This window comes from Mycobacterium sp. 134 (genome assembly GCF_048282715.1).
GTDB classification, from domain to species: domain Bacteria; phylum Actinomycetota; class Actinomycetes; order Mycobacteriales; family Mycobacteriaceae; genus Mycobacterium; species Mycobacterium septicum.
This window is the reverse complement of sequence record NZ_JBLVUN010000008.1, coordinates 4785343-4802852: the sequence shown is the minus strand read 5'-3', so window position 1 is coordinate 4802852 and position 17510 is coordinate 4785343. Positions and strand designations below refer to the sequence as shown.

The 17510-nt window shown below is 67.5% G+C and carries 18 protein-coding genes; 11 read left to right on the top strand and 7 right to left on the bottom strand.

What is annotated here, in order from left to right; all coding sequences use genetic code 11:
* Nucleotides 1-22: 22 nt before the first annotated feature.
* Both ACNQVK_RS27650 and ACNQVK_RS27645 read right to left on the bottom strand, forming a co-directional pair.
* The gene (locus tag ACNQVK_RS27650; protein WP_418032086.1) at nt 23-736 is read right to left on the bottom strand and encodes a VIT1/CCC1 transporter family protein; all 714 of its coding nucleotides are present in this window, start codon (nt 734-736) and stop codon (nt 23-25) included.
* 147 nt (nt 737-883) lie between these two features.
* Nucleotides 884-1273 carry a hypothetical protein gene (locus tag ACNQVK_RS27645; RefSeq protein WP_418032085.1) on the bottom strand — a complete coding sequence of 130 codons (390 nt, stop codon included), beginning with the start codon at nt 1271-1273 and terminating at the stop codon, nt 884-886.
* A gap of 75 nt (nt 1274-1348) precedes the next feature.
* Here ACNQVK_RS27645 and ACNQVK_RS27640 point away from each other — a divergent pair, with 75 nt between their 5' ends.
* Together ACNQVK_RS27640 and nudC are read left to right on the top strand one after the other, a co-directional pair.
* Nucleotides 1349-2443, top strand: a complete 1095-nt coding sequence (locus tag ACNQVK_RS27640) for a potassium channel family protein (protein WP_418032084.1) — start codon at nt 1349-1351, stop codon at nt 2441-2443.
* A 32-nt stretch (nt 2444-2475) separates the two neighbouring features.
* Nucleotides 2476-3423, top strand: a complete 948-nt coding sequence (gene nudC / locus ACNQVK_RS27635) for an NAD(+) diphosphatase (protein ID WP_418034370.1) — start codon at nt 2476-2478, stop codon at nt 3421-3423.
* Nucleotides 3424-3426: 3 nt separating this feature from the next.
* On the opposite strand, the gene ACNQVK_RS27630 is transcribed toward nudC, so the two are convergent.
* On the bottom strand, nt 3427-3675 hold the full coding sequence (locus tag ACNQVK_RS27630; RefSeq protein ID WP_170856455.1) for a mycoredoxin: 249 nt from the start codon (nt 3673-3675) through the stop codon (nt 3427-3429).
* A 94-nt stretch (nt 3676-3769) separates the two neighbouring features.
* Between ACNQVK_RS27630 and ACNQVK_RS27625 the strand changes: the two genes are divergently transcribed.
* The 3 genes from ACNQVK_RS27625 to ACNQVK_RS27615 all read left to right on the top strand — a co-directional run bounded on the left by ACNQVK_RS27625 (nt 3770) and on the right by ACNQVK_RS27615 (nt 6544).
* Nucleotides 3770-4912 carry an acyl-CoA dehydrogenase family protein gene (locus ACNQVK_RS27625; RefSeq protein WP_418034368.1) on the top strand — a complete coding sequence of 381 codons (1143 nt, stop codon included), beginning with the start codon at nt 3770-3772 and terminating at the stop codon, nt 4910-4912.
* Complete coding sequence (locus tag ACNQVK_RS27620) at nt 4909-5922, top strand: acyl-CoA dehydrogenase family protein (RefSeq protein ID WP_418032083.1); 1014 nt, start codon at nt 4909-4911, stop codon at nt 5920-5922. Before ACNQVK_RS27625 ends, ACNQVK_RS27620 begins: the two co-directional genes overlap by 4 nt.
* Before the next feature lie 94 nt (nt 5923-6016).
* Nucleotides 6017-6544, top strand: a complete 528-nt coding sequence (locus tag ACNQVK_RS27615) for a helix-turn-helix domain-containing protein (RefSeq protein ID WP_418032082.1) — start codon at nt 6017-6019, stop codon at nt 6542-6544.
* 33 nt (nt 6545-6577) lie between these two features.
* Here the strand turns inward: ACNQVK_RS27615 and ACNQVK_RS27610 are convergent, their stop codons facing one another.
* The gene (locus ACNQVK_RS27610; RefSeq protein WP_418032081.1) at nt 6578-6877 is read right to left on the bottom strand and encodes a hypothetical protein; all 300 of its coding nucleotides are present in this window, start codon (nt 6875-6877) and stop codon (nt 6578-6580) included.
* A gap of 188 nt (nt 6878-7065) precedes the next feature.
* Between ACNQVK_RS27610 and ACNQVK_RS27605 the strand changes: the two genes are divergently transcribed.
* From ACNQVK_RS27605 to ACNQVK_RS27585, 5 genes are all read left to right on the top strand, one after another.
* Nucleotides 7066-7857: an aldolase gene (locus ACNQVK_RS27605; RefSeq protein ID WP_418032080.1), complete on the top strand. Its 792-nt coding sequence runs from the start codon at nt 7066-7068 to the stop codon at nt 7855-7857.
* 37 nt (nt 7858-7894) lie between these two features.
* Complete coding sequence (locus ACNQVK_RS27600; RefSeq protein ID WP_418032079.1) at nt 7895-8836, top strand: dihydrodipicolinate synthase family protein; 942 nt, start codon at nt 7895-7897, stop codon at nt 8834-8836.
* Nucleotides 8837-8861: 25 nt separating this feature from the next.
* On the top strand, nt 8862-9617 hold the full coding sequence (locus ACNQVK_RS27595) for an SDR family oxidoreductase (RefSeq protein WP_418032078.1): 756 nt from the start codon (nt 8862-8864) through the stop codon (nt 9615-9617).
* 54 nt (nt 9618-9671) lie between these two features.
* Complete coding sequence (locus tag ACNQVK_RS27590; protein WP_418032077.1) at nt 9672-11786, top strand: ATP-dependent DNA helicase UvrD2; 2115 nt, start codon at nt 9672-9674, stop codon at nt 11784-11786.
* 484 nt (nt 11787-12270) lie between these two features.
* Complete coding sequence (locus ACNQVK_RS27585; protein ID WP_418032076.1) at nt 12271-12582, top strand: WhiB family transcriptional regulator; 312 nt, start codon at nt 12271-12273, stop codon at nt 12580-12582.
* 79 nt (nt 12583-12661) lie between these two features.
* Here the strand turns inward: ACNQVK_RS27585 and ACNQVK_RS27580 are convergent, their stop codons facing one another.
* The 3 genes from ACNQVK_RS27580 to ACNQVK_RS27570 form a co-directional block, all read right to left on the bottom strand.
* Complete coding sequence (locus tag ACNQVK_RS27580; RefSeq protein WP_418032075.1) at nt 12662-13996, bottom strand: ABC1 kinase family protein; 1335 nt, start codon at nt 13994-13996, stop codon at nt 12662-12664.
* Nucleotides 13997-14054: 58 nt separating this feature from the next.
* The gene (locus tag ACNQVK_RS27575; protein WP_418032074.1) at nt 14055-14903 is read right to left on the bottom strand and encodes a cyclodehydratase; all 849 of its coding nucleotides are present in this window, start codon (nt 14901-14903) and stop codon (nt 14055-14057) included.
* Between the two features lie 61 nt (nt 14904-14964).
* Nucleotides 14965-16377 carry a zinc-dependent metalloprotease gene (locus tag ACNQVK_RS27570; protein WP_418032073.1) on the bottom strand — a complete coding sequence of 471 codons (1413 nt, stop codon included), beginning with the start codon at nt 16375-16377 and terminating at the stop codon, nt 14965-14967.
* A gap of 91 nt (nt 16378-16468) precedes the next feature.
* On the opposite strand from ACNQVK_RS27570, the gene ACNQVK_RS27565 reads away from it, so the two are divergent.
* Nucleotides 16469-17497, top strand: a complete 1029-nt coding sequence (locus ACNQVK_RS27565; RefSeq protein ID WP_418032072.1) for a PDZ domain-containing protein — start codon at nt 16469-16471, stop codon at nt 17495-17497.
* The last annotated feature ends 13 nt before the right edge of the window (nt 17498-17510 follow it).

Genomic DNA, 17510 nt, shown 5'->3' with positions numbered 1-17510 from the left:
TGGTCGGGATGATGCGAAGTGGTCAGGTGATGGCGGTCCCCACCAACAGGCCGATCAGATAGGTGATCACCAGGGCCAGACCGCCACCGATCACGTTGCGCAGCACCGCGCGTCCCTGCGGTGCTCCACCCAGCCCGGCCGACACCGCCCCGGTGAGCATCAGTGCCAGCAGCACGGCAACCACGGTCACCGGGATGCGCCATGTCGTCGGCGGAACCAGGATCGCGATCAACGGCAACAGCGCACCGATGGTGAACGACAGCGCAGAAGACGCGGCAGCCTGCCACGGATTCGTCAGATCCTTGGGATCGATGCCCAATTCGACCTCGGCGTGTGCGGCGAACGCATCGTGGTCGGTGAGTTCCTCGGCCACGGTGCGTGCGGTCGTCGTCGACAGGCCCTTCGCCTCATAGAGGGCGGTCAACTCGTCCAGTTCGGCGGCTGGGTCGTCACGCAGCTCGCGGCGTTCCTTGCGCAGCAATGCGCGTTCGGTGTCACGCTGTGTGCTCACCGAGACGTACTCACCCAACGCCATCGACACCGCGCCCGCGGCCAGGCCGGCGATACCGGCGGTCAGGATCGGCGCCTTCTCCACCGTGGCGGCCGCCACGCCCACGACGATGCCGGCCGTGGAGACGATGCCGTCGTTCGCGCCCAAAACCCCGGCGCGAAGCCAGTTCAGTCTGGACGTCAGCGAACCCACGTGCGGCTCGGACGGATGGCTGGGATTCGTCACGGTCCGACGATATCGGCGAAAACCTCACGCCACCAGCAACGATAGCCTTGCCAAACTTGGCCCGGTGCGGTGCCGGAGGCCGAGCCGGGCAACGAAACAGGCTGCTGCCCAGGCATTCTGGTCAGCCGGCGAGTCAGGTGTATGCGACTAGGAGTTGCGGTACACCCGCAGGGCCCAGGTGATCATCGGGATCTGCAGCGGCAGTCGGGCGATCGCCACGATCCGCATGGGCCATGGCTTGTCCCACCACAGCCGGACCATGTTCACGTTCCCGGGGAACACAGCGATGAACAGCGCCACGGCGGCCAGCGCGCCGAGCCGCCGGGTGCGGGGCACGGCCACCAAGGCACCGGTGGCCAGCTCACCCACCCCGGAGGCATAGGTGTAGAAGCGGGCGCTGCCCGGCAGCTCGGCCGGGATGATGTCGTCGAACGGTTTGGGCGCGACGAAGTGCAGCGTGCCCATACCCAGGAGTAGGGCTGCCAGGCGTTGGGCGGCGGGTGCGGAGGAGATCCGCTGAGGCTGGGGTGCGGTCATGGTTACATTGTGGCGTGCGTCTGATCAGATTGATCCCGGCGCGTCCCGGGGCGCTTTGCTCGATGATGGGGTCGCGTGGCTAAAGGCAGGCTGCGGCGCCGCCTCGCCGCGATCGACTCGAACCTGACCTCGCGCCCGGACGCCGCGCTCGTCGATGTGTTGCGCATCCCCGAGCCGTTCATCAGTCCGGCTCGCAAGATCTTCATGCGGGTGTTGTACGCCTTGGGGGCGTTGTTCGCCGCAGTCCTCATCGTCTACGCGGATCGCTACGGCTACCGGGACAACGACAGCGCCCCGGACGTCAACAATCCGCTCTCGTTCCTGGACTGCCTCTACTACGCGACGGTGTCACTGTCGACGACCGGGTACGGCGACATCACGCCGTATACGGATTCGGCACGTCTGGTCAACGTCATCGTCATCACGCCGCTGCGGGTGGCCTTCCTGATCGTTCTCATCGGTACCACCGTGGAAACCCTGACCACCCAATCCCGGCAGGCGCTGAAGATTCAGCGATGGAGGAACAAAGTGCGTAACCACACCGTCGTCGTCGGATACGGCACCAAGGGCCGCACGGCGGTCGCGGCGATGGTCGGCGATGAGGTCTCCCCGGCCGACATCGTCGTCGTCGACGAGAACGCGGCCGCCCTGGAACGCGCCAAGGGTGCGGGGCTGGTGACCGTGCACGGCGACGCCACCAACTCCGGTGTGCTCCGGCTGGCGGGGGCTCAGCACGCCAAGTCGATCATCGTGGCGGCGGACAATGACGCCAGCGCGGTGCTGGTCACGCTGACCGCCCGTGAGTTGGCGCCCAAGGCCAAGATCATCGCGGCGGTGCGGGAGTCGGACAACCTGCATCTGCTCAAGCAGTCCGGTGCGGACTCCACGGTGGTGTCCTCCGAGACCGCAGGCCGGCTGCTCGGTATCGCGACGCAGACCCCGAGCGTGGTGGAGATGATGGAGGATCTGCTGACCCCGGATGCCGGCTTCGCCATCGCCGAACGTGAGGTGACGCCCAAGGAGGAGGGCGGCTCGCCACGGCACCTGCACGACATCGTGCTGGGTGTGGTGCGTGGCGGCCGTCTGGTGCGGGTCGATGCGCCGGAGGTCGATGCGCTGGAGGCCGGGGACCGGCTGCTCTACATCCGCAGTGCGGACACCGAGCGATGACCGTCGGCGGGCAGGAGCGCAGCGACCGGGGAATGACGCAGCGCCTCACCTTCGGCCTGCGCAACGTCCCCCTGCTGTCGCGGGTCGGTGCCGATCGTGCCGATGCGCTGCGGACCGATATCGATGCGGCGACCGAGGGCTGGCAGGACGCGCTGTTGCTGCGGGTCGACCGACGCAACCAGGTACTGATCTCGGGTGGCCAGGTGGTGCTCGGCAAGGCATCGAGCCTGGGCGGCGACAAGCCGCCGGAGAACGCCGTGTTCCTGGGCCGGCTGGGCGATGGGCGGCACGTCTGGGGAGTCCGTAGTGCGCTGGAGGCGCCCGAGGACCCCGATGCGGCCGCCGAGGTGCTCGATCTACGCCGGGCCGGTGAGGTCTTCGACGACGTCAGCGCGCAGTTGGTGGCGACCGCCACCGCCCTGCTGAACTGGCATGACCGGGCCAGGTTCAGTGCGGTGGACGGTGCGGCGACGAGGTCGGCGAAGGGCGGCTGGTCGCGGGTCGACCCGGTCACCGGGCATGAGGAATTCCCGCGTATCGATCCGGCGGTGATCTGTCTGGTCCATGACGGCCACGACCGTGCGGTGCTGGCCCGGCAGACGGCGTGGCCCGAACGGTTGTTCTCGATCCTGGCCGGGTTCGTCGAGGCCGGAGAATCCTTCGAGACCTGTGTGGTGCGTGAGATCGCCGAGGAGGTCGGCCTCACGGTGACCGACGTGCAGTATCTGGGCAGCCAGCCGTGGCCGTTCCCGCGATCGCTGATGGTTGGCTTCCATGCCATCGGGGATCCGGAGCAGCCGTTCTCGTTCAACGACGGTGAGATCGCCGAGGCCGACTGGTTCACCCGCGCCGAGATCCGCGAGGCGCTCGATCAGGGTGACTGGAGCGCGGCCGACGGCGATTCACCTTCGAGGCTGCTGCTGCCCGGATCGATCTCCATTGCCCGCGAGATCATCGAGTCCTGGGCGGCCCTGGACTGACGATCAGCTGAGCTTGGCCTTGACCTGCTTGATGGTGGGGTTGGTCAGAGTCGACCCGTCGGCGAACTTCACGGTCGGCACCACATGGTTGCCGCCGTTGACGGAGCCGACGAACTCGGCTGCGGCCGGATCCTGCTCGATGTCGACCTCGGTCCACGAGATGCCCTCGGACTTCAGCGCGGTCTTGAGCCGCGAGCAGTAGCCGCACCAGGTGGTGGTGTACATGGTCAGAGCAGTCGGTGTAGCAGTCATAGTGCACATAACGTAGCCGAACCGCCGTCCCATGCCCGCGGTGACGCAGGTCTCCGGCCTGCGGCGGTAAGTTGCTAATCCGCAGTGGACGGAGCTGAACATGACCAGGTTGGTGCCGCCGGTAGCCGGCGACCCGCATGCGCTCGACGAGTTGCGGCTGCAGGTGCGGGAGTTTGTCGCCGAGCAGCAGCACGCCGGCAAGATCGGCCGGTACGCCGACAGTTGGCTGACCGGTTGGGACGAGGACTTCAGCCGGGCGCTGGCGGCCCGCGGTTGGCTGGGGATGACGGTGCCCGTTTCCTACGGCGGGCACGGGCGCAGCCACCAGGAGCGGTTCGTGGTCACCGAGGAACTGCTGGCCGCCGGGGCTCCGGTCGGGGCGCACTGGATCGCCGACCGCCAGATCGTTCCGTCGTTACTCAAGTACGGCACCGAGGAACAGCGGCGAAAGTTCTTGCCCGCCATAGCCAAAGGCGAGTGCTACTTCGGAATCGGGATGAGCGAGCCGGACTCCGGATCGGATCTGGCCAGCGTGCGCACCAAAGCGGTCCAGGTAGACGGTGGGTGGGCGATCACCGGTGCCAAGGTGTGGACGTCGGGGGCGCATCTGGCGCACGCGTTCATCTGCCTGGCCCGCAGCACGCCGGTGGATCCTGCGCACCGTCACGACGGCCTGAGCCAGTTCATCGTCGATCTGCGGGCACCGGGCGTCGACATCCGGCCGATCATCTCGATGAACGGCAAGCATCATTTCAACGAGGTGATCCTCGATGAGGTGTTCGTGCCCGACGACATGGTATTCGGCACGATCGGCAACGGCTGGCAGCAGGTGACCTCGGAGCTCAGCTTCGAACGCAGTGGGCCCGAGCGCTTCCTGTCGACGTTCCCGCTACTGGCCGACATGGCCACGCACGTGCGGGACGGATCTCTGCCCCGCCATACCGACCTGGGGCGTTACCTGGGCCGCATCACCGGCCTGCACCAGATGTCGATGGCGGTGGCCGGTGCGCTGGAGCGTCACGAGCCGGCTGATACCGCGGCGGCCGTGGTCAAGGTGCTGGGCACCTCCACCGAAGGTGACATCGCCGATTTCGCCGACGTACTCGGTGAGACCGATGACGAGGGGTACCGGTCCATGCTGGCCGATGCGGTGGTCCAACGTCCGGGATTCACCCTGCGCGGCGGTACCAACGAGGTTCTGCGTGGGGTCATCGCGCGGGGATTGGGCATGAGATGAGTGTCGACGCCGAACTGGCCGAGATGATGTCGGCGGTCTTCGCCGCGCACCGCGAACAGCATCAGCCCGGTGAGGGCATCGCCGAATTGTGGGGCCGGCTGGGGGAACTCGGTCTGGTCCGCCTCACCGGGTCCGAGGAGTCCGGGGGCAGTGGCGCGGGCTGGGCCGAGGCCGTCGAGTTGCTGCGCGCGGCCGCCTCGCACGGGGTGAAAATCCCTCTGGCCGAACATGATCTGCTGGCCTGCTGGCTGTTGGAGGCGGCCGGGCTGGGGGTCGATGACGCGCGACGCACGGCGTGTCTGCTCGACGACGCCGGTGCCGCACGTGGTGTGCCCTGGGCGGCGGACTCCGCGCGGGTGGTGCTGATCTGGCGCGACGGCACCGGCTACCGCGTGACCGATGCGGACACCGCGTCGCTGTCGGTCACCGCCGGACACAACAACGCGGGGGAGCCTCGCGACGAGGTCCGTGCGGACCTCGCGGCCCTGACCGGGAACCCGGTGCCCGACAGCGTGGTCAGTCAGTTCACCCAGCGGGCCGCTCTGGTGCGCGCTGTCCAGGTGTGCGCCGCGCTGGACCGGATCCTGGAGCTGTCGGTGGCGCATGTCCGCGAACGCACCCAGTTCGGCCGTCCGTTGGCCAAGTTTCAGGCCGTGCAGAATCTGGTGGCCGACATCGCCGCCGAGTCGGCGTTGGCCCGGGCGGCCACCGACGGCGCCCTGGCCGAGGCGCTGCGATCGGACTGGTCCTCGCCGTACCTGGATTTCTTTGTCGCTGTGGCACGTTCGTGTGTCGGACATGCCACCTCGGTCGTGGTGCGCAACGGCCATCAGGTGCACGGTGCGATCGGCACCACGGTTGAACACCGGTTGCACGAGTTCACGATGCCCGCGCTGTCCTGGCGCTCGGAGTACGGCTCGGTCGCGCACTGGGACCAGGTGCTCACCGACCATGCCACCGCCGCCGGTGCGGACGGTCTCTGGGCGTTGGTCACCGCCACCGGCACCTGATCGGCTCGCGGTCGGCGATTCGGAATGTCGACGATATGACACCCGCTGTCCTATGGGACCATGGGCGGAGCGGGCGTCGTGAGCAGGAGGTGTTATGAGCGCTCTCTTGCGTGCCGTGCGTCAGCAGCGGGGCATGACCCTTGAGGAACTCGCCGAGGCGACCGGACTGACCAAGAGCTATCTGTCCAAGGTCGAACGACAGCGATCCACCCCGTCGATCGCGGTTGCGATGAAAGTGGCCCGTGCACTCGAGGTCGATGTCGCACAGCTGTTTTCCGAGGATCCAGCGGTCACGACGTTGTCGATCGACCGCGCCGCCGATCGGGGAGACAACCGGTATCAGGCGGTGGCTGCCGGCATGCTCGGAAAGTCGATGTCGCCGTTCATCGTGCGGCCGACACTCAAGTTCGCCGAGCACCCGCATCCAGAACACGCCGGGCAGGAGTTGGTGTTCGTCCACGCAGGCGTGGTGGAGCTGCGCTACCAGGACGAGTTGGTCATCTTGGAAGCCGGCGATTGCGCGTACTTCGACGCCTCCTTGCCCCACCAGTTGCGGCAGCGGGGAAGCGTGCCCAGCGAGGTTCTGGTGATCACCCACACCGAGTACAGCCGCAACCGCTGACGGCTGACTTCCTTGCGCCGAGGCGGCGGTTCGTCAGCATTTGAGGTTGACGTGCACCGTCGGGATGGGTTCGAAATCCGGCAGGCCGTGAATGGTGACCGTCTTCGCCTGCGGGCGTACGACGACGGCACGGACATCGGTCACCGTGCACTCACTGAGCGGGCCGCTGCCGACTCTGTTGATGATCACCCGCTTGCCGTCGGCTTGTAGGCGCGCGATGGTTTCGGCTGCCGACGGTCCGGTGGGGGCCGCGGCGGCGACAGCGGTTCCTGCCGTGAGCCAGCCGGCGGCAGCGCCGATGGAAATCGCCGTGGATATTGCGAAGTGTTTCATGGCTTCTCGCTCCCTCGTCGTCTGTTCGTTCGATTCGCCTCCAATCATAGGACACAAAGTGTCCTTACGGAAACACGCGAGACGCATGCGTGGTTGGGCGCCTGCAAGTCGGGTGTTGACGGAAGGACACGAAGTGTCCTATCGTCGAGATTGTGTCGCCGGTCCCTCAACGCGAAAGGTATGCCGAGATGACCACCACGCTTGGTGATTCGAAACAAGTTCTGATGCAGCGCGCACTCGATGGTCTGTCGACCCATATCGAGGAGTCCACGCTGACGACGCGGCAGAAGCTGGCCCTGACGTGCCGGGCCCTGTTCGACGCGGGCCACGACTCAGGCCTGGCGGGCCAGATCACCGCACGAGCCGAGAAACCGGGTACCTATTACACCCAGCGACTCGGTCTGGGTTTCGACGAGATCACCGAAGACAATCTTCTGCTCGTCGACGAGGATCTGAACGTTCTCGAAGGCGGGGGAATGGCCAACCCCGCCAACCGATTCCACACCTGGATCTACCGCGCGCGGCCGGATGTGCAGTGCATCGTGCACACCCATCCGTTCCACGTCGCGGCGCTGTCGATGCTGGAAGTCCCGTTGCAGGTGTCTCAGATGGATATCGCACCGTTGTATGACGATTGCGCCTTTCTGGCCGACTGGCCCGGAGTTCCTGTCGGCAATGAAGAGGGCGAGATCATCAGTGCCGCGCTGGGGGACAAGAAGGCCATCCTGTTGGCGCACCACGGTCACGTGATCGCCGGAGCCAGCATCGAGGAGTCGTGCTCACTGGCGATGCTGATCGAACGCGGCGCCCAACTGCAACTGGCTGCCATGGCAGCGGGAACGATCGCCGACCTGCCGCCGCGACTGGCCCGCGAGGCCCACGACTGGACGCTGCGGCCCAAACGCAGCCAGGCCAACTTCGCGTACTACGCCCGCCGTGCGCTCCGCAATCATCCCGACGCGTTGACCAGCTGCCCCTGATAACCGCCCCGATCGCACCCCAAGAAGGAGCCGAAACATGCCATCCAGCACTGAGATCCACGGAATTCTCGCCTATCCGGTGACACCCTTCACCGAAGACCACAAGGTCGACACGGACAAGCTCGCCGCCCTGGTCGACCGTTTGGTGACCGGCGGAGCCCACGGGATCGTCCCACTGGGCAGCACCGGTGAGTCGGCATATCTCACCGAGGCCGAGTTCGATGCCGTCATCGACACCACGATCGGCGTGGTCGACAGTCGGGTGCCCGTCATCATCGGCGCCTCGGATCTGACCACTGCCAACACCATTCGCCGGGCCCGGTACGCCGAGCGGTCCGGCGCGGATGCGGTGATGGTGCTGCCCATTTCCTACTGGAAACTGTCCGAACTGGAGATCGCCCAGCACTACGCCGCGATCGGCGCCGCGATCGGCATTCCGATCATGGTCTACAACAACCCGGCCACCAGTGGCATCGACATGCGGCCCGAACTGCTGGTTCAGATGTTCGCCGACATCGACAACGTCACCATGGTCAAGGAATCCACCGGCGACATCACCCGCATGGAGCGCCTGTCCGAGCTCACCGGCGGCCAACTGCCGTTCTACAACGGCAGTAACCCGATGATTCTCAAGGCCTTCAAGGCGGGGGCCAAGGGCTGGTGCACAGCGGCGCCGAACCTGCTGCCGCAGCCGTGCCTGGATCTCTATGCTGCGGCACAGGCCGGAGACTGGACGAAGGCCGAGGCCATCTACACCGAACTCAAGCCCTTCCTGGAGTTCATCGTGGCCGGCGGCCTGCCCACCACCATCAAGGGTGGACTCGACCTGTTGGGTCAGGGCGTCGGAGACCCGCGTCTCCCGTTGTTGCCGCTCGACGACGGCGGCCGCGAGGAGTTGCGCCGGCTGCTGCGATCAGCCCGGCCTGCCCAACAGCTTTCGGGTGCGCGCAGGCGCTGCGGCCGGAATAGTCCGAGATAGATGGTCACACGGAACGGGAGACATCATGCGAATCGCAGTGGCAGGCGCGACGGGAAACATCGGGGCGCGCGTGGTCGCCGCCCTGCAGGGCGCAGGACACGAGGTGGTGGCGATCAGCCGCTCGAACGGGGTGGACCTGTCCACCGGCCAGGGTCTCGACGCGGCCCTGGCCGGGGTGCGGGCGGTCGTAGACGCGATCAGCGCCCCGCCCACCGACCGGGACAGCACCGTGGATTACCTGGGCACCGCCACCGGCAACCTGCTCGCCGCCGAGGGCCGGGCGGGGGTGGCGCATCACGTGCTGTTGTCGATCGTGGGGATTCACGACATCGACGGCAATCCGCACTACGCCGGAAAGCGCGAGCAGGAGCGGCTGGTCGCGACGGGGCCGGTGCCGTGGACGGTTGTGCCCGCCACCCAGTTCCACGATTTCGCCGAGATGGTGGTGGGCTGGACCGAACAGGACGGCCCCGACGGTGCCATCGCGCCGATCGCGCCGCTGTTGGTGCAGCCCATCGATCCGGACGACATCGCGGCCGTGCTCGCCGAGGTCGTGGTCGGCGACCCGCAGGGCCGCCATGCCGACGTGGCCGGCCCGCAGACGCAGGATCTCGTGGACATGGCCCGGCGGACCCTTGCGGTGCGTGGCAGGGAGGTGACGCTGGTGCCGACGTGGTCGTCGATCTTCGGTGTAGAGATGGCGGGCAATGCGCTGTTGCCCGGAGACGGCGCGCGCATCGCGCCCACCACCTTCGAACAGTGGCTGAGCCGGCAGCAGTGAGTTCGGGCCACGCCGGGCCCGAGACTGTCACCGGTCCCTGACATCATGGACCGCATGCCGTTGGAGGCTCCCTCGCCCGCCCTGGGTGATCTGGACGATGAGCAGCGGGAGGCAGTACTGGCCGCCCGCGGCCCGGTGTGCGTGCTGGCCGGCGCGGGTACCGGTAAGACCCGCACCATCACCCGGCGGATCGCGCACCTGGTCGCCGGCGGTCACGTCGCGCCCAGCCAGGTGCTCGCGGTGACGTTCACTGCGCGCGCCGCCGGCGAGATGCGGGGCCGGTTGCGGGTCCTGGGCCAGGAGTCCGGGGTGAACACCGCTGCGGTGCAGGCGGTGACGTTCCACGCCGCTGCGCGCAGGCAATTGCAGTACTTCTGGCCGCGTCTGGTCGGCGACACCGGGTGGGAGCTGCTCGACAGCAAGTTCGCCGTCGTCGCGCAGGCCGCGAACCGCGCCGGCATGCAGACCAGTACCGACGACGTTCGTGACCTGGCCGGTGAAATCGAGTGGGCCAAGGCGTCTTTGATCACACCGGAGGCCTACAGCACCGCGGTGGCGAAGGTCGGGCGCGACATCCCATTCGATGCGGCCAAGGTCGCCGCCGTCTATTCGGGGTACGAGGCGCTCAAGGCCCGCAGGGACGGCTCGGCGCTGCTGGATTTCGACGATCTGCTCCTGCACACCGCCGCGGCGATCGAGAACGACGCCGCGGTCGCCCAGGAATTCCGCGACCGCTACCGCTGCTTCGTCGTCGACGAGTACCAGGACGTCACGCCGCTGCAGCAACGGGTGCTCGATGCCTGGCTGGGGGAGCGCGACGACCTCACCGTTGTCGGCGACGCCAACCAGACGATCTATTCGTTCACCGGGGCCACCCCGCGTTTCCTTTTGGATTTCTCGCGGCGCTTCCCGGACGCCGCGGTGGTGCGGCTGGAGCGTGACTACCGCTCCACTCCGCAGGTGGTCTCGTTGGCCAACCGGGTGATCGCGGCCGCCCGCGGCCGGATGGCGGGCAGCAAGCTGCACCTGGTAGGGCAGCGCGACCCCGGTCCGGAGCCGACGTTCTCGGAGTATCCCGACGAGGTGGCCGAGGCCAATGCCGTTGCCCGGTCCATCAAGAAGCTGATCGAGAACGGAACGGAGCCGGCTGAAATCGCGGTGCTCTACCGGATCAACGCGCAGTCCGAGGTGTACGAGGAGGCGCTCACCGAGGCCGGGATCGCCTTCCAGGTGCGCGGCGGTGAGGGCTTCTTCAGCCGCCAGGAGATCCGCCAGGCGTTGGTGGCGATGCAACGCTTCGCCGAACGTGACGTCCCCGAGGACAACCTGCCCGCCCTCGTGCGGGAACTGCTCGAGCCCCTCGGCCTGACCGCCGAACCACCTGCAGGCACCAAGGCCCGCGATCGCTGGGAAGCGCTGACGGCGTTGGCCGAGTTGGTCGACGAAGAGGTTGCGGTGCGCCCCGAGCTGGATCTGCGGGCTCTGGTCGCCGAGCTACGCCAGCGGGCCGACTCCCGGCATCCGCCTGTGGTGCAGGGCGTGACGTTGGCGTCGCTGCACGCGGCCAAGGGCCTGGAGTGGGATGCGGTGTTCCTGGTCGGCCTCGCCGACAACACCTTGCCGATCTCGCATGCCCTCGCGCACGGGCCCGACAGCGAGCCGGTGGAGGAGGAGCGCCGTCTGCTCTATGTCGGGGTCACCCGGGCCCGGGTGCACCTGGGGCTGAGCTGGGCGTTGGCCCGCACCCCCGGCGGCCGCCAGGGCCGGCGGCCGTCGCGGTTCCTCAACGGCATCGCGCCGCAGCTGCAGAATTCCACCGGCTCGGGCCCGGACCGGTCGCGTCGTCCGCGCGGCCCGGCGCCGCGGTGCCGGGTGTGCAATGCGCCGCTGTCGACGCCGCCGGCGATCATGTTGCGCCGCTGCGAAACCTGTCCGTCGGACCTTGACGAGGAGCTGCTCGCCGAGCTCAAGGAGTGGCGGCTGCGCGTCTCCAAAGAGATGAAAGTGCCGGCGTACGTGGTGTTCACCGACAACACCCTGATAGCCATCGCGGAGTCGATGCCGGCCGACGAGGCTGCGCTGGTGGCGCTCCCCGGAATCGGTGCGCGCAAGCTCGAGCAGTACGGCCCGGACGTTCTCGAGTTGGTCCGCGGCCGCCAAAATTCGTAAAGATCGAGCCAAAACCGCAGGTAGAAAATAGGTTGTGCGATTCGGCTGTTAGGCTTTAGCCTCGTAACACAGCTCTGGTGACGAGACGGAAGGAGGGTGCCCGCAATGGATAACAACATCGAATTCAGCGGTGTAGCGGTTGCTGGCATGCCGTCGTCCGTGCTCGCCGTCGCCGTTTCCCCGGTTGCCCCGGAGGGACGTCGGCACGCCGCACCCGCTGCCCCCGCCGCCGGATGGCCGGCTGGCGCCGCTGCTATTGCACCGCAGCATAAGCGCCGTGCCGCCGCCGCGACTGGCACGTCCGTGGATCGGAGCCCCTACTAGGTAGAGCTCCCATCACCAGCCAAATGGCCACGGACCGCAGTCAAAACGGATCCGTGGCCAATTTTTTTGGGAGTCGTTCTCCACCCCCAGAAACCTGGTCGCAGATCCATCGAAAGACAGATCGCAGACAACTACGACCAGGAAGTAGGGGGATAAGCACATGTCCATTGCGATGACCGCTCCGGAGGTGAGCGTCGCGCCGTTGACATGCGAGGAGCGGCTGCCGGCGGTGCCGTGCCACATCGGGAATCCCGATCTGTGGTTCGCCGAGAGCCCAGTCGATCTGGAGCAGGCCAAGGCGCTGTGCGCGGATTGCCCGATCCGCAACGCGTGCCTGGCCGCCGCGCTGGAACGGCAGGAGCCGTGGGGCGTTTGGGGCGGCGAGATCCTCGACCGCGGAACCATCGTGGCCCGCAAGCGGCCGCGTGGGCGGCCGCGGAAGAACGCCACGGGTAACCCGGCCGCCGCGTGACGCCTGAAGACACCGACGGCGCCGAGTGCGAGACACTCGGCGCCGTTCGGTCGTTCGGCGTGCAGCGAAATCCGTTGCGCTAGGCCGCTTCCTCGGCGAAACCCGGAACCAGTTCGGTGGCAATCGCTTTCACCGGCACATGGGCATCCAGCTGGCAGCACATCGCGATGGTCGAGGCGATCACTCGCAGCGGGATGGCCAGGTTCGGCGGCAGGTCGAGCTGGCGGGCCGTTCTGATCTGGGCCACCCAGTTGTCCATCTGCCCGGCCGCCATCCGCTGAATCCACCGGCGGTTGTAGTGGAAGACGTCGACTTCGATCGGTTCGACGTACTGACGCAACATGTCGTCGACTTCCTCGATCGAAACCTGCTCGCCCTTCTGGATGAAACCGGCTTCCTCCATGGTGGGCAGCAGTTCGTCGTAGTTCTTGTCCCGGGCCAGCCGGATGCACTCGCCCAGGGCGGTCGGGAAGCCGTCGGGCAGCGGTGCGACCGCGCCGAAGTCGATGACGCCCATCCGGCCGTCGGGCAGCAGCATGAAATTCCCGGGGTGGGCATCGCCGTGCATCATCTGCAGGCGTTTGGGCGCGTCGAAGGTGAGCTCGGACAACCGGGTGCCCATCAGGTCGCGCTGCTCGGGGGTGCCATCGCGGATGATCACCGACATCGGGATGCCGTCCATCCATTCGGCGATGACGACCTTCGGCGCACTGGCGACGATCGCGGGCACGGCGAAGTGCGGATCGTCGCGGTAGGCCTTGGCGAAGGCGCGTTGGTTGTCCGCCTCCAGCCGGTAGTCCAGCTCCATCTCGGTGCGTTCGAGCAACTCGTCGACGATGCCCTGGATGTCGACACCGGGGGCCAGCTGCTTGAATACGCCGACCATGCGCTGAATCGTCTTGAGGTCGGTGCGCAGCGCCTCGTCGGCGCCGGGGTACTGGATCTTGACGGCCACCTCACGACCGTCCGACCAGACCGCCTTGTGCACCTGACCGATGCTGGCCGAGGCCACGGGGGTGTCGTCGAACGAGGTGAACCGCTCCCGCCACTTGGTGCCGAGCTGCGCATCGAGCACCCGGTGCACCTTGGCGGCAGGCAGCGGCGGGGCCTCGCGCTGCAATTTGGTCAACGCTTCGCGGTACGGCTTGCCGTACTGCTCGGGAATGGCGGCCTCCAGCACCGACAGCGCCTGGCCCACCTTCATCGCCCCGCCCTTGAGCTCGCCGAGCACGGCGAACAATTGTTGAGCGGCCTTGTCCATCAACTCGGCGGTGACTTCGTCCTTGGACTTGCCGGTCAGACGCTTGCCGAAGCCCAGCGCGGCCCGACCCGCCATGCCGCCGGCCAAGCCGGCGAGCTTCGCATTCCGTGCCACGCTTCCACGTTTGATGTCAGACACCAGACCATCATCCATGACTCGCCTGAATCGCCCACAACCAACTGGCAACAAACGTTTTCAACACTGACAATTTTCAACACTGGCAGTCGGGGTGGCGGGACCAGTGCCGCGCGACGATCGAGTAGCCCGCGGCGTCGAGTTCCAGGGTGGTGTTCAGCGTCGGCGGTGCTTCGGGCGCGGGCCGACCGTCGCCGGTGTGCCCGACCGCCCGGATCACCAGGTCCACCTGGTGCATCGCCAACGCGGCGGTGGCCAGGATGGTCGCCCGGCTGGCGCTGCCGACGGCGCCCCGGAGCTGGGCGGCCACCGCCGGCCACGCCGCATCGCGGTCGGTGCGGTGCAGGTCAGCGCAGTGCAGGCAACTGGTCAGGCCAGGGATCACCAGTGGGCCCACCAACCCGGCGCCGTCACGGACCCGCACCGGCAGGTGGGCGATGCCGCCGTGATGCAGTTCGCGCAGCAGCCGCGGGTCGGTGATCAGGTAGTCGGCCAGCACCACCAGGTCGGTGGTGGCTGCCACGTTCCTGGTGTGCGGGTTCGTGCTGTGCCTGACCTTCGCGCCCGAGCAGCGCAGGCCGTTGGCCAGCAGTTCTGACAGCGGGCCGCGACCGTGGACGCGAATGGAGGCCGCGCGGGTCCGTCGCGGGCCCGAGACGGCCGGCGTCGTGAGCATTCCGGTCCGGGTCAGTGCGTCGAGCAGCTCGTCGATGGCCGCCGCGTCGCCGAATGATTCTGCGGCCGTGCCCAATTCGTCCCGGGTGGTGCCGACCTGCAGTGCGCGCAGCAGATCCGCCAGTTGTGTCTGGGTCATCCCGCGCGGGGGACGGACCAACATCGCGCGCCGCGGATCCCAACCCAGCTGCATCGCCCCGTCGGGACGCAGCAGGATCGGCCTGTCCGCGGCCAGCACCAAGCGCGTCATCCGATGACTGTGCCACGGCGGCGGGGACGGCCGTTTCAGTTATCCACAGGCCGTGCGGGGCTCAGGACTCGCCGTCGTCCTCGCGCTTCTGTTCCTTCTCCAGATCGGCTTCTTTTTCAAGATCAGCCAAAGCCTGCTCGAAGGCACTGTCGATGCCGCTGGTGTCGCCGCCGATCATCCGGTCGATGAAGCCTGCCGGCTCGTCGAGATCGGCTGAGCTCGGCAACAGGTCCGGGTGCTGCCAGACACCGTCGCGGACGTCGGTGCCCACCGCCTCGGTCAGCCGTTCCCACAGCACCGCGGCCTCGCGCATCTTGCGGGGGCGCAGTTCCAGGCCGACGAGCGTGGCGAAGGTCTGTTCGGCGGGCCCGCCGGTCGCCCGGCGCCGACGCAGTGTCTCGGCCAGTGCCGAGGTGCCGGGGATGCGATCGCCCAGTGCCGCGGTGACGACGGTCTGCACCCAGCCCTCGATGAGCGCGAGCAGGGTTTCCAGCCGCTCCAGGGCGGCCTCCTGCTCAGGGGTGGCCTTGGGCTCGAAGATGCCCTGGTTGAGCAGCTGCTCCATCTCGGAGGGATCGCCGAGGGAGGCCGGGTTGAATCCGCGGGCGAAGTCCTCGATGCCCGTCATGTCGACCTTCATGCCCTTGGCGAAGGCCTCGACCGTTCCGAGCAGCTGGCTGGACAGCCACGGCACATGGCTGAACAGCCGGTGGTGGGCGGCCTCGCGGGCGGCCAGGAAGGTCAGGATCTCGCTGCGCGGACGTTCGAGCCCCTCGGCCAGCGTTTCGATGGCCTCGGGCATGAGCGCGGCGACACCCTTGGGGCCCAGCGGCAGGCCGACGTCGGTGGACGTCAGCACCTCGCGGGACAGCTTGCCCAGCGCCTGGCCCAGCTGGGAGCCGAACGCCATACCGCCCATCTGCGACATCATCGCCAGCAGCGGACCGGCCATGCTCTTGGCCTCTTCGGGCAACGCCGACGCCCACACCGACGAGATCTGCTCGGCCACCGGGTCGCACAGCCGCTTCCAGGTGTCCAGGGTGTTGTCCAGCCAGTCGCTGGGAGTCCACGCCACCGACCGGGTGGTGCCCGCGGGCAGCGGGGTGACCCCGTCGAGCCAGGTCTCGGCCAACCGCACGGCGTCGGCGACCGCGCCGATCGTCTTCTCCGGCACGGGGGCGACGAACCCGATCGAGTTGGACGCCAGCTGCCGGGCCAGGTCGTAGTTCACCGGACCGGACTGTTTGCCGCCGCCCATCGCGCTGCCAGCGCCGCTGAACATCTCGCCGAGCTTGGTGAAGATCTGCCCGAGGTCACCCATGTCGAAGTTGGCTCCGCCCATGCCGAAACCAAACGGATCCGATCCCGGACCTGGTCCGGAGTTGCCGGAGCCGGATCCCGAATCGGGGTCCTTCTTATCTTTGTCTCGGTCGGGGTCATTCCCGGCGGAGAAGCCGAAGGGCAGGTCAGCCATACCCACAACGGTACTCATCACCGGGTGCCCGGGTGCGGCTGCGGGTCACGCTGTGGGTGAACACGACGGCGAAGGCTTTACTGTGGGCGGCGTGAACAGGCGGATTTTGACGCTACTGGTTGCGCTGGTGCCGATCGTGGCGTTCGGCGTGCTGCTGTCGGTGGTGACGGTGCCCTTCGTCTCGTTGGGGCCCGGTCCGACCTTCAACACCCTCGGCGAGGTCGAGGGCAAGCAGGTGGTCGACATCGAAGGACCGGACGCTCACGTGCACCCCACCACGGGGCACCTGAACATGACCACGGTGTCCCAGCGCGACGGACTCACCCTGGGCCAGGCGATGGCGTTGTGGATGTCGGGCCGTGAGCAGCTGGTTCCGCGCGACCTGGTGTACCCGCCGGACAAGTCCAAGAACGAGATCGACGAGGCCAACAACTCCGATTTCAAGAAGTCAGAGGACAGCGCGGCGTACGCGGCGCTGTCCTTCCTGAAGTACCCGGTGGCGGTGACCGTGCAGAGCGTCACCGATCCCGGTCCTTCGGCGGGCAAGCTGCATGACGGCGACGCGATCGACGGGGTGAACGGCACTCCGGTGGCCAACCTCGACGAATTCCAGGCCATCTTGAAGAAGACCAAGCCCGGTGACCAGCTGGTGATCGACTTCCGTCGCAAGAATGCGCCGCCCGGGGTCGCGACCATCACGCTCGGCGACAACCCCGACCGGGACTACGGCTTCCTGGGTGTGGGCGTACTCGATGCCCCGTGGGCGCCGTTCGACATCGACTTCAACCTGGCCAACATCGGTGGCCCGTCGGCGGGGCTGATGTTCAGCTTGGCGGTCGTCGACAAGCTGACCACCGGTGACCTCAACGACGGCAAGTTCATCGCCGGCACCGGAACCATCACCGGCGACGGCAAGGTCGGGTCCATCGGCGGCATCACCCACAAGATGCTGGCCGCCAAGGAGGCCGGGGCGAGCGTGTTCCTGGTGCCCGCCGACAACTGCACCGAGGCGCGCTCGGAACCCCAGGACGGCATGGATCTGGTGAGGGTCGACACGCTGACCCAGGCGGTCGACGCGTTGCACACGATTTCTGCCGGTGGCGAACCGCCTCGTTGCTAGACCGCGCGCGGCC

Bases quoted from the DNA above. Each gene is read 5' to 3' on its own strand.
- ACNQVK_RS27610 (WP_418032081.1), bottom strand. From the start codon at position 6,877: ATGAAACACTTCGCAATATCCACGGCGATTTCCATCGGCGCTGCCGCC.
- ACNQVK_RS27600 (WP_418032079.1), top strand. From the start codon at position 7,895: ATGCCATCCAGCACTGAGATCCACGGAATTCTCGCCTATCCGGTGACA.
- ACNQVK_RS27590 (WP_418032077.1), top strand. From the start codon at position 9,672: ATGCCGTTGGAGGCTCCCTCGCCCGCCCTGGGTGATCTGGACGATGAG.
- ACNQVK_RS27645 (WP_418032085.1), bottom strand. From the start codon at position 1,273: ATGACCGCACCCCAGCCTCAGCGGATCTCCTCCGCACCCGCCGCCCAA.
- nudC (WP_418034370.1), top strand. From the start codon at position 2,476: ATGACGCAGCGCCTCACCTTCGGCCTGCGCAACGTCCCCCTGCTGTCG.
- ACNQVK_RS27595 (WP_418032078.1), top strand. From the start codon at position 8,862: ATGCGAATCGCAGTGGCAGGCGCGACGGGAAACATCGGGGCGCGCGTG.
- ACNQVK_RS27605 (WP_418032080.1), top strand. From the start codon at position 7,066: ATGACCACCACGCTTGGTGATTCGAAACAAGTTCTGATGCAGCGCGCA.
- ACNQVK_RS27575 (WP_418032074.1), bottom strand. From the start codon at position 14,903: ATGACGCGCTTGGTGCTGGCCGCGGACAGGCCGATCCTGCTGCGTCCC.
- ACNQVK_RS27615 (WP_418032082.1), top strand. From the start codon at position 6,017: ATGAGCGCTCTCTTGCGTGCCGTGCGTCAGCAGCGGGGCATGACCCTT.
- ACNQVK_RS27580 (WP_418032075.1), bottom strand. From the start codon at position 13,996: ATGGATGATGGTCTGGTGTCTGACATCAAACGTGGAAGCGTGGCACGG.
- ACNQVK_RS27585 (WP_418032076.1), top strand. From the start codon at position 12,271: ATGTCCATTGCGATGACCGCTCCGGAGGTGAGCGTCGCGCCGTTGACA.
- ACNQVK_RS27620 (WP_418032083.1), top strand. From the start codon at position 4,909: ATGAGTGTCGACGCCGAACTGGCCGAGATGATGTCGGCGGTCTTCGCC.
- ACNQVK_RS27570 (WP_418032073.1), bottom strand. From the start codon at position 16,377: ATGGCTGACCTGCCCTTCGGCTTCTCCGCCGGGAATGACCCCGACCGA.
- ACNQVK_RS27630 (WP_170856455.1), bottom strand. From the start codon at position 3,675: ATGACTGCTACACCGACTGCTCTGACCATGTACACCACCACCTGGTGC.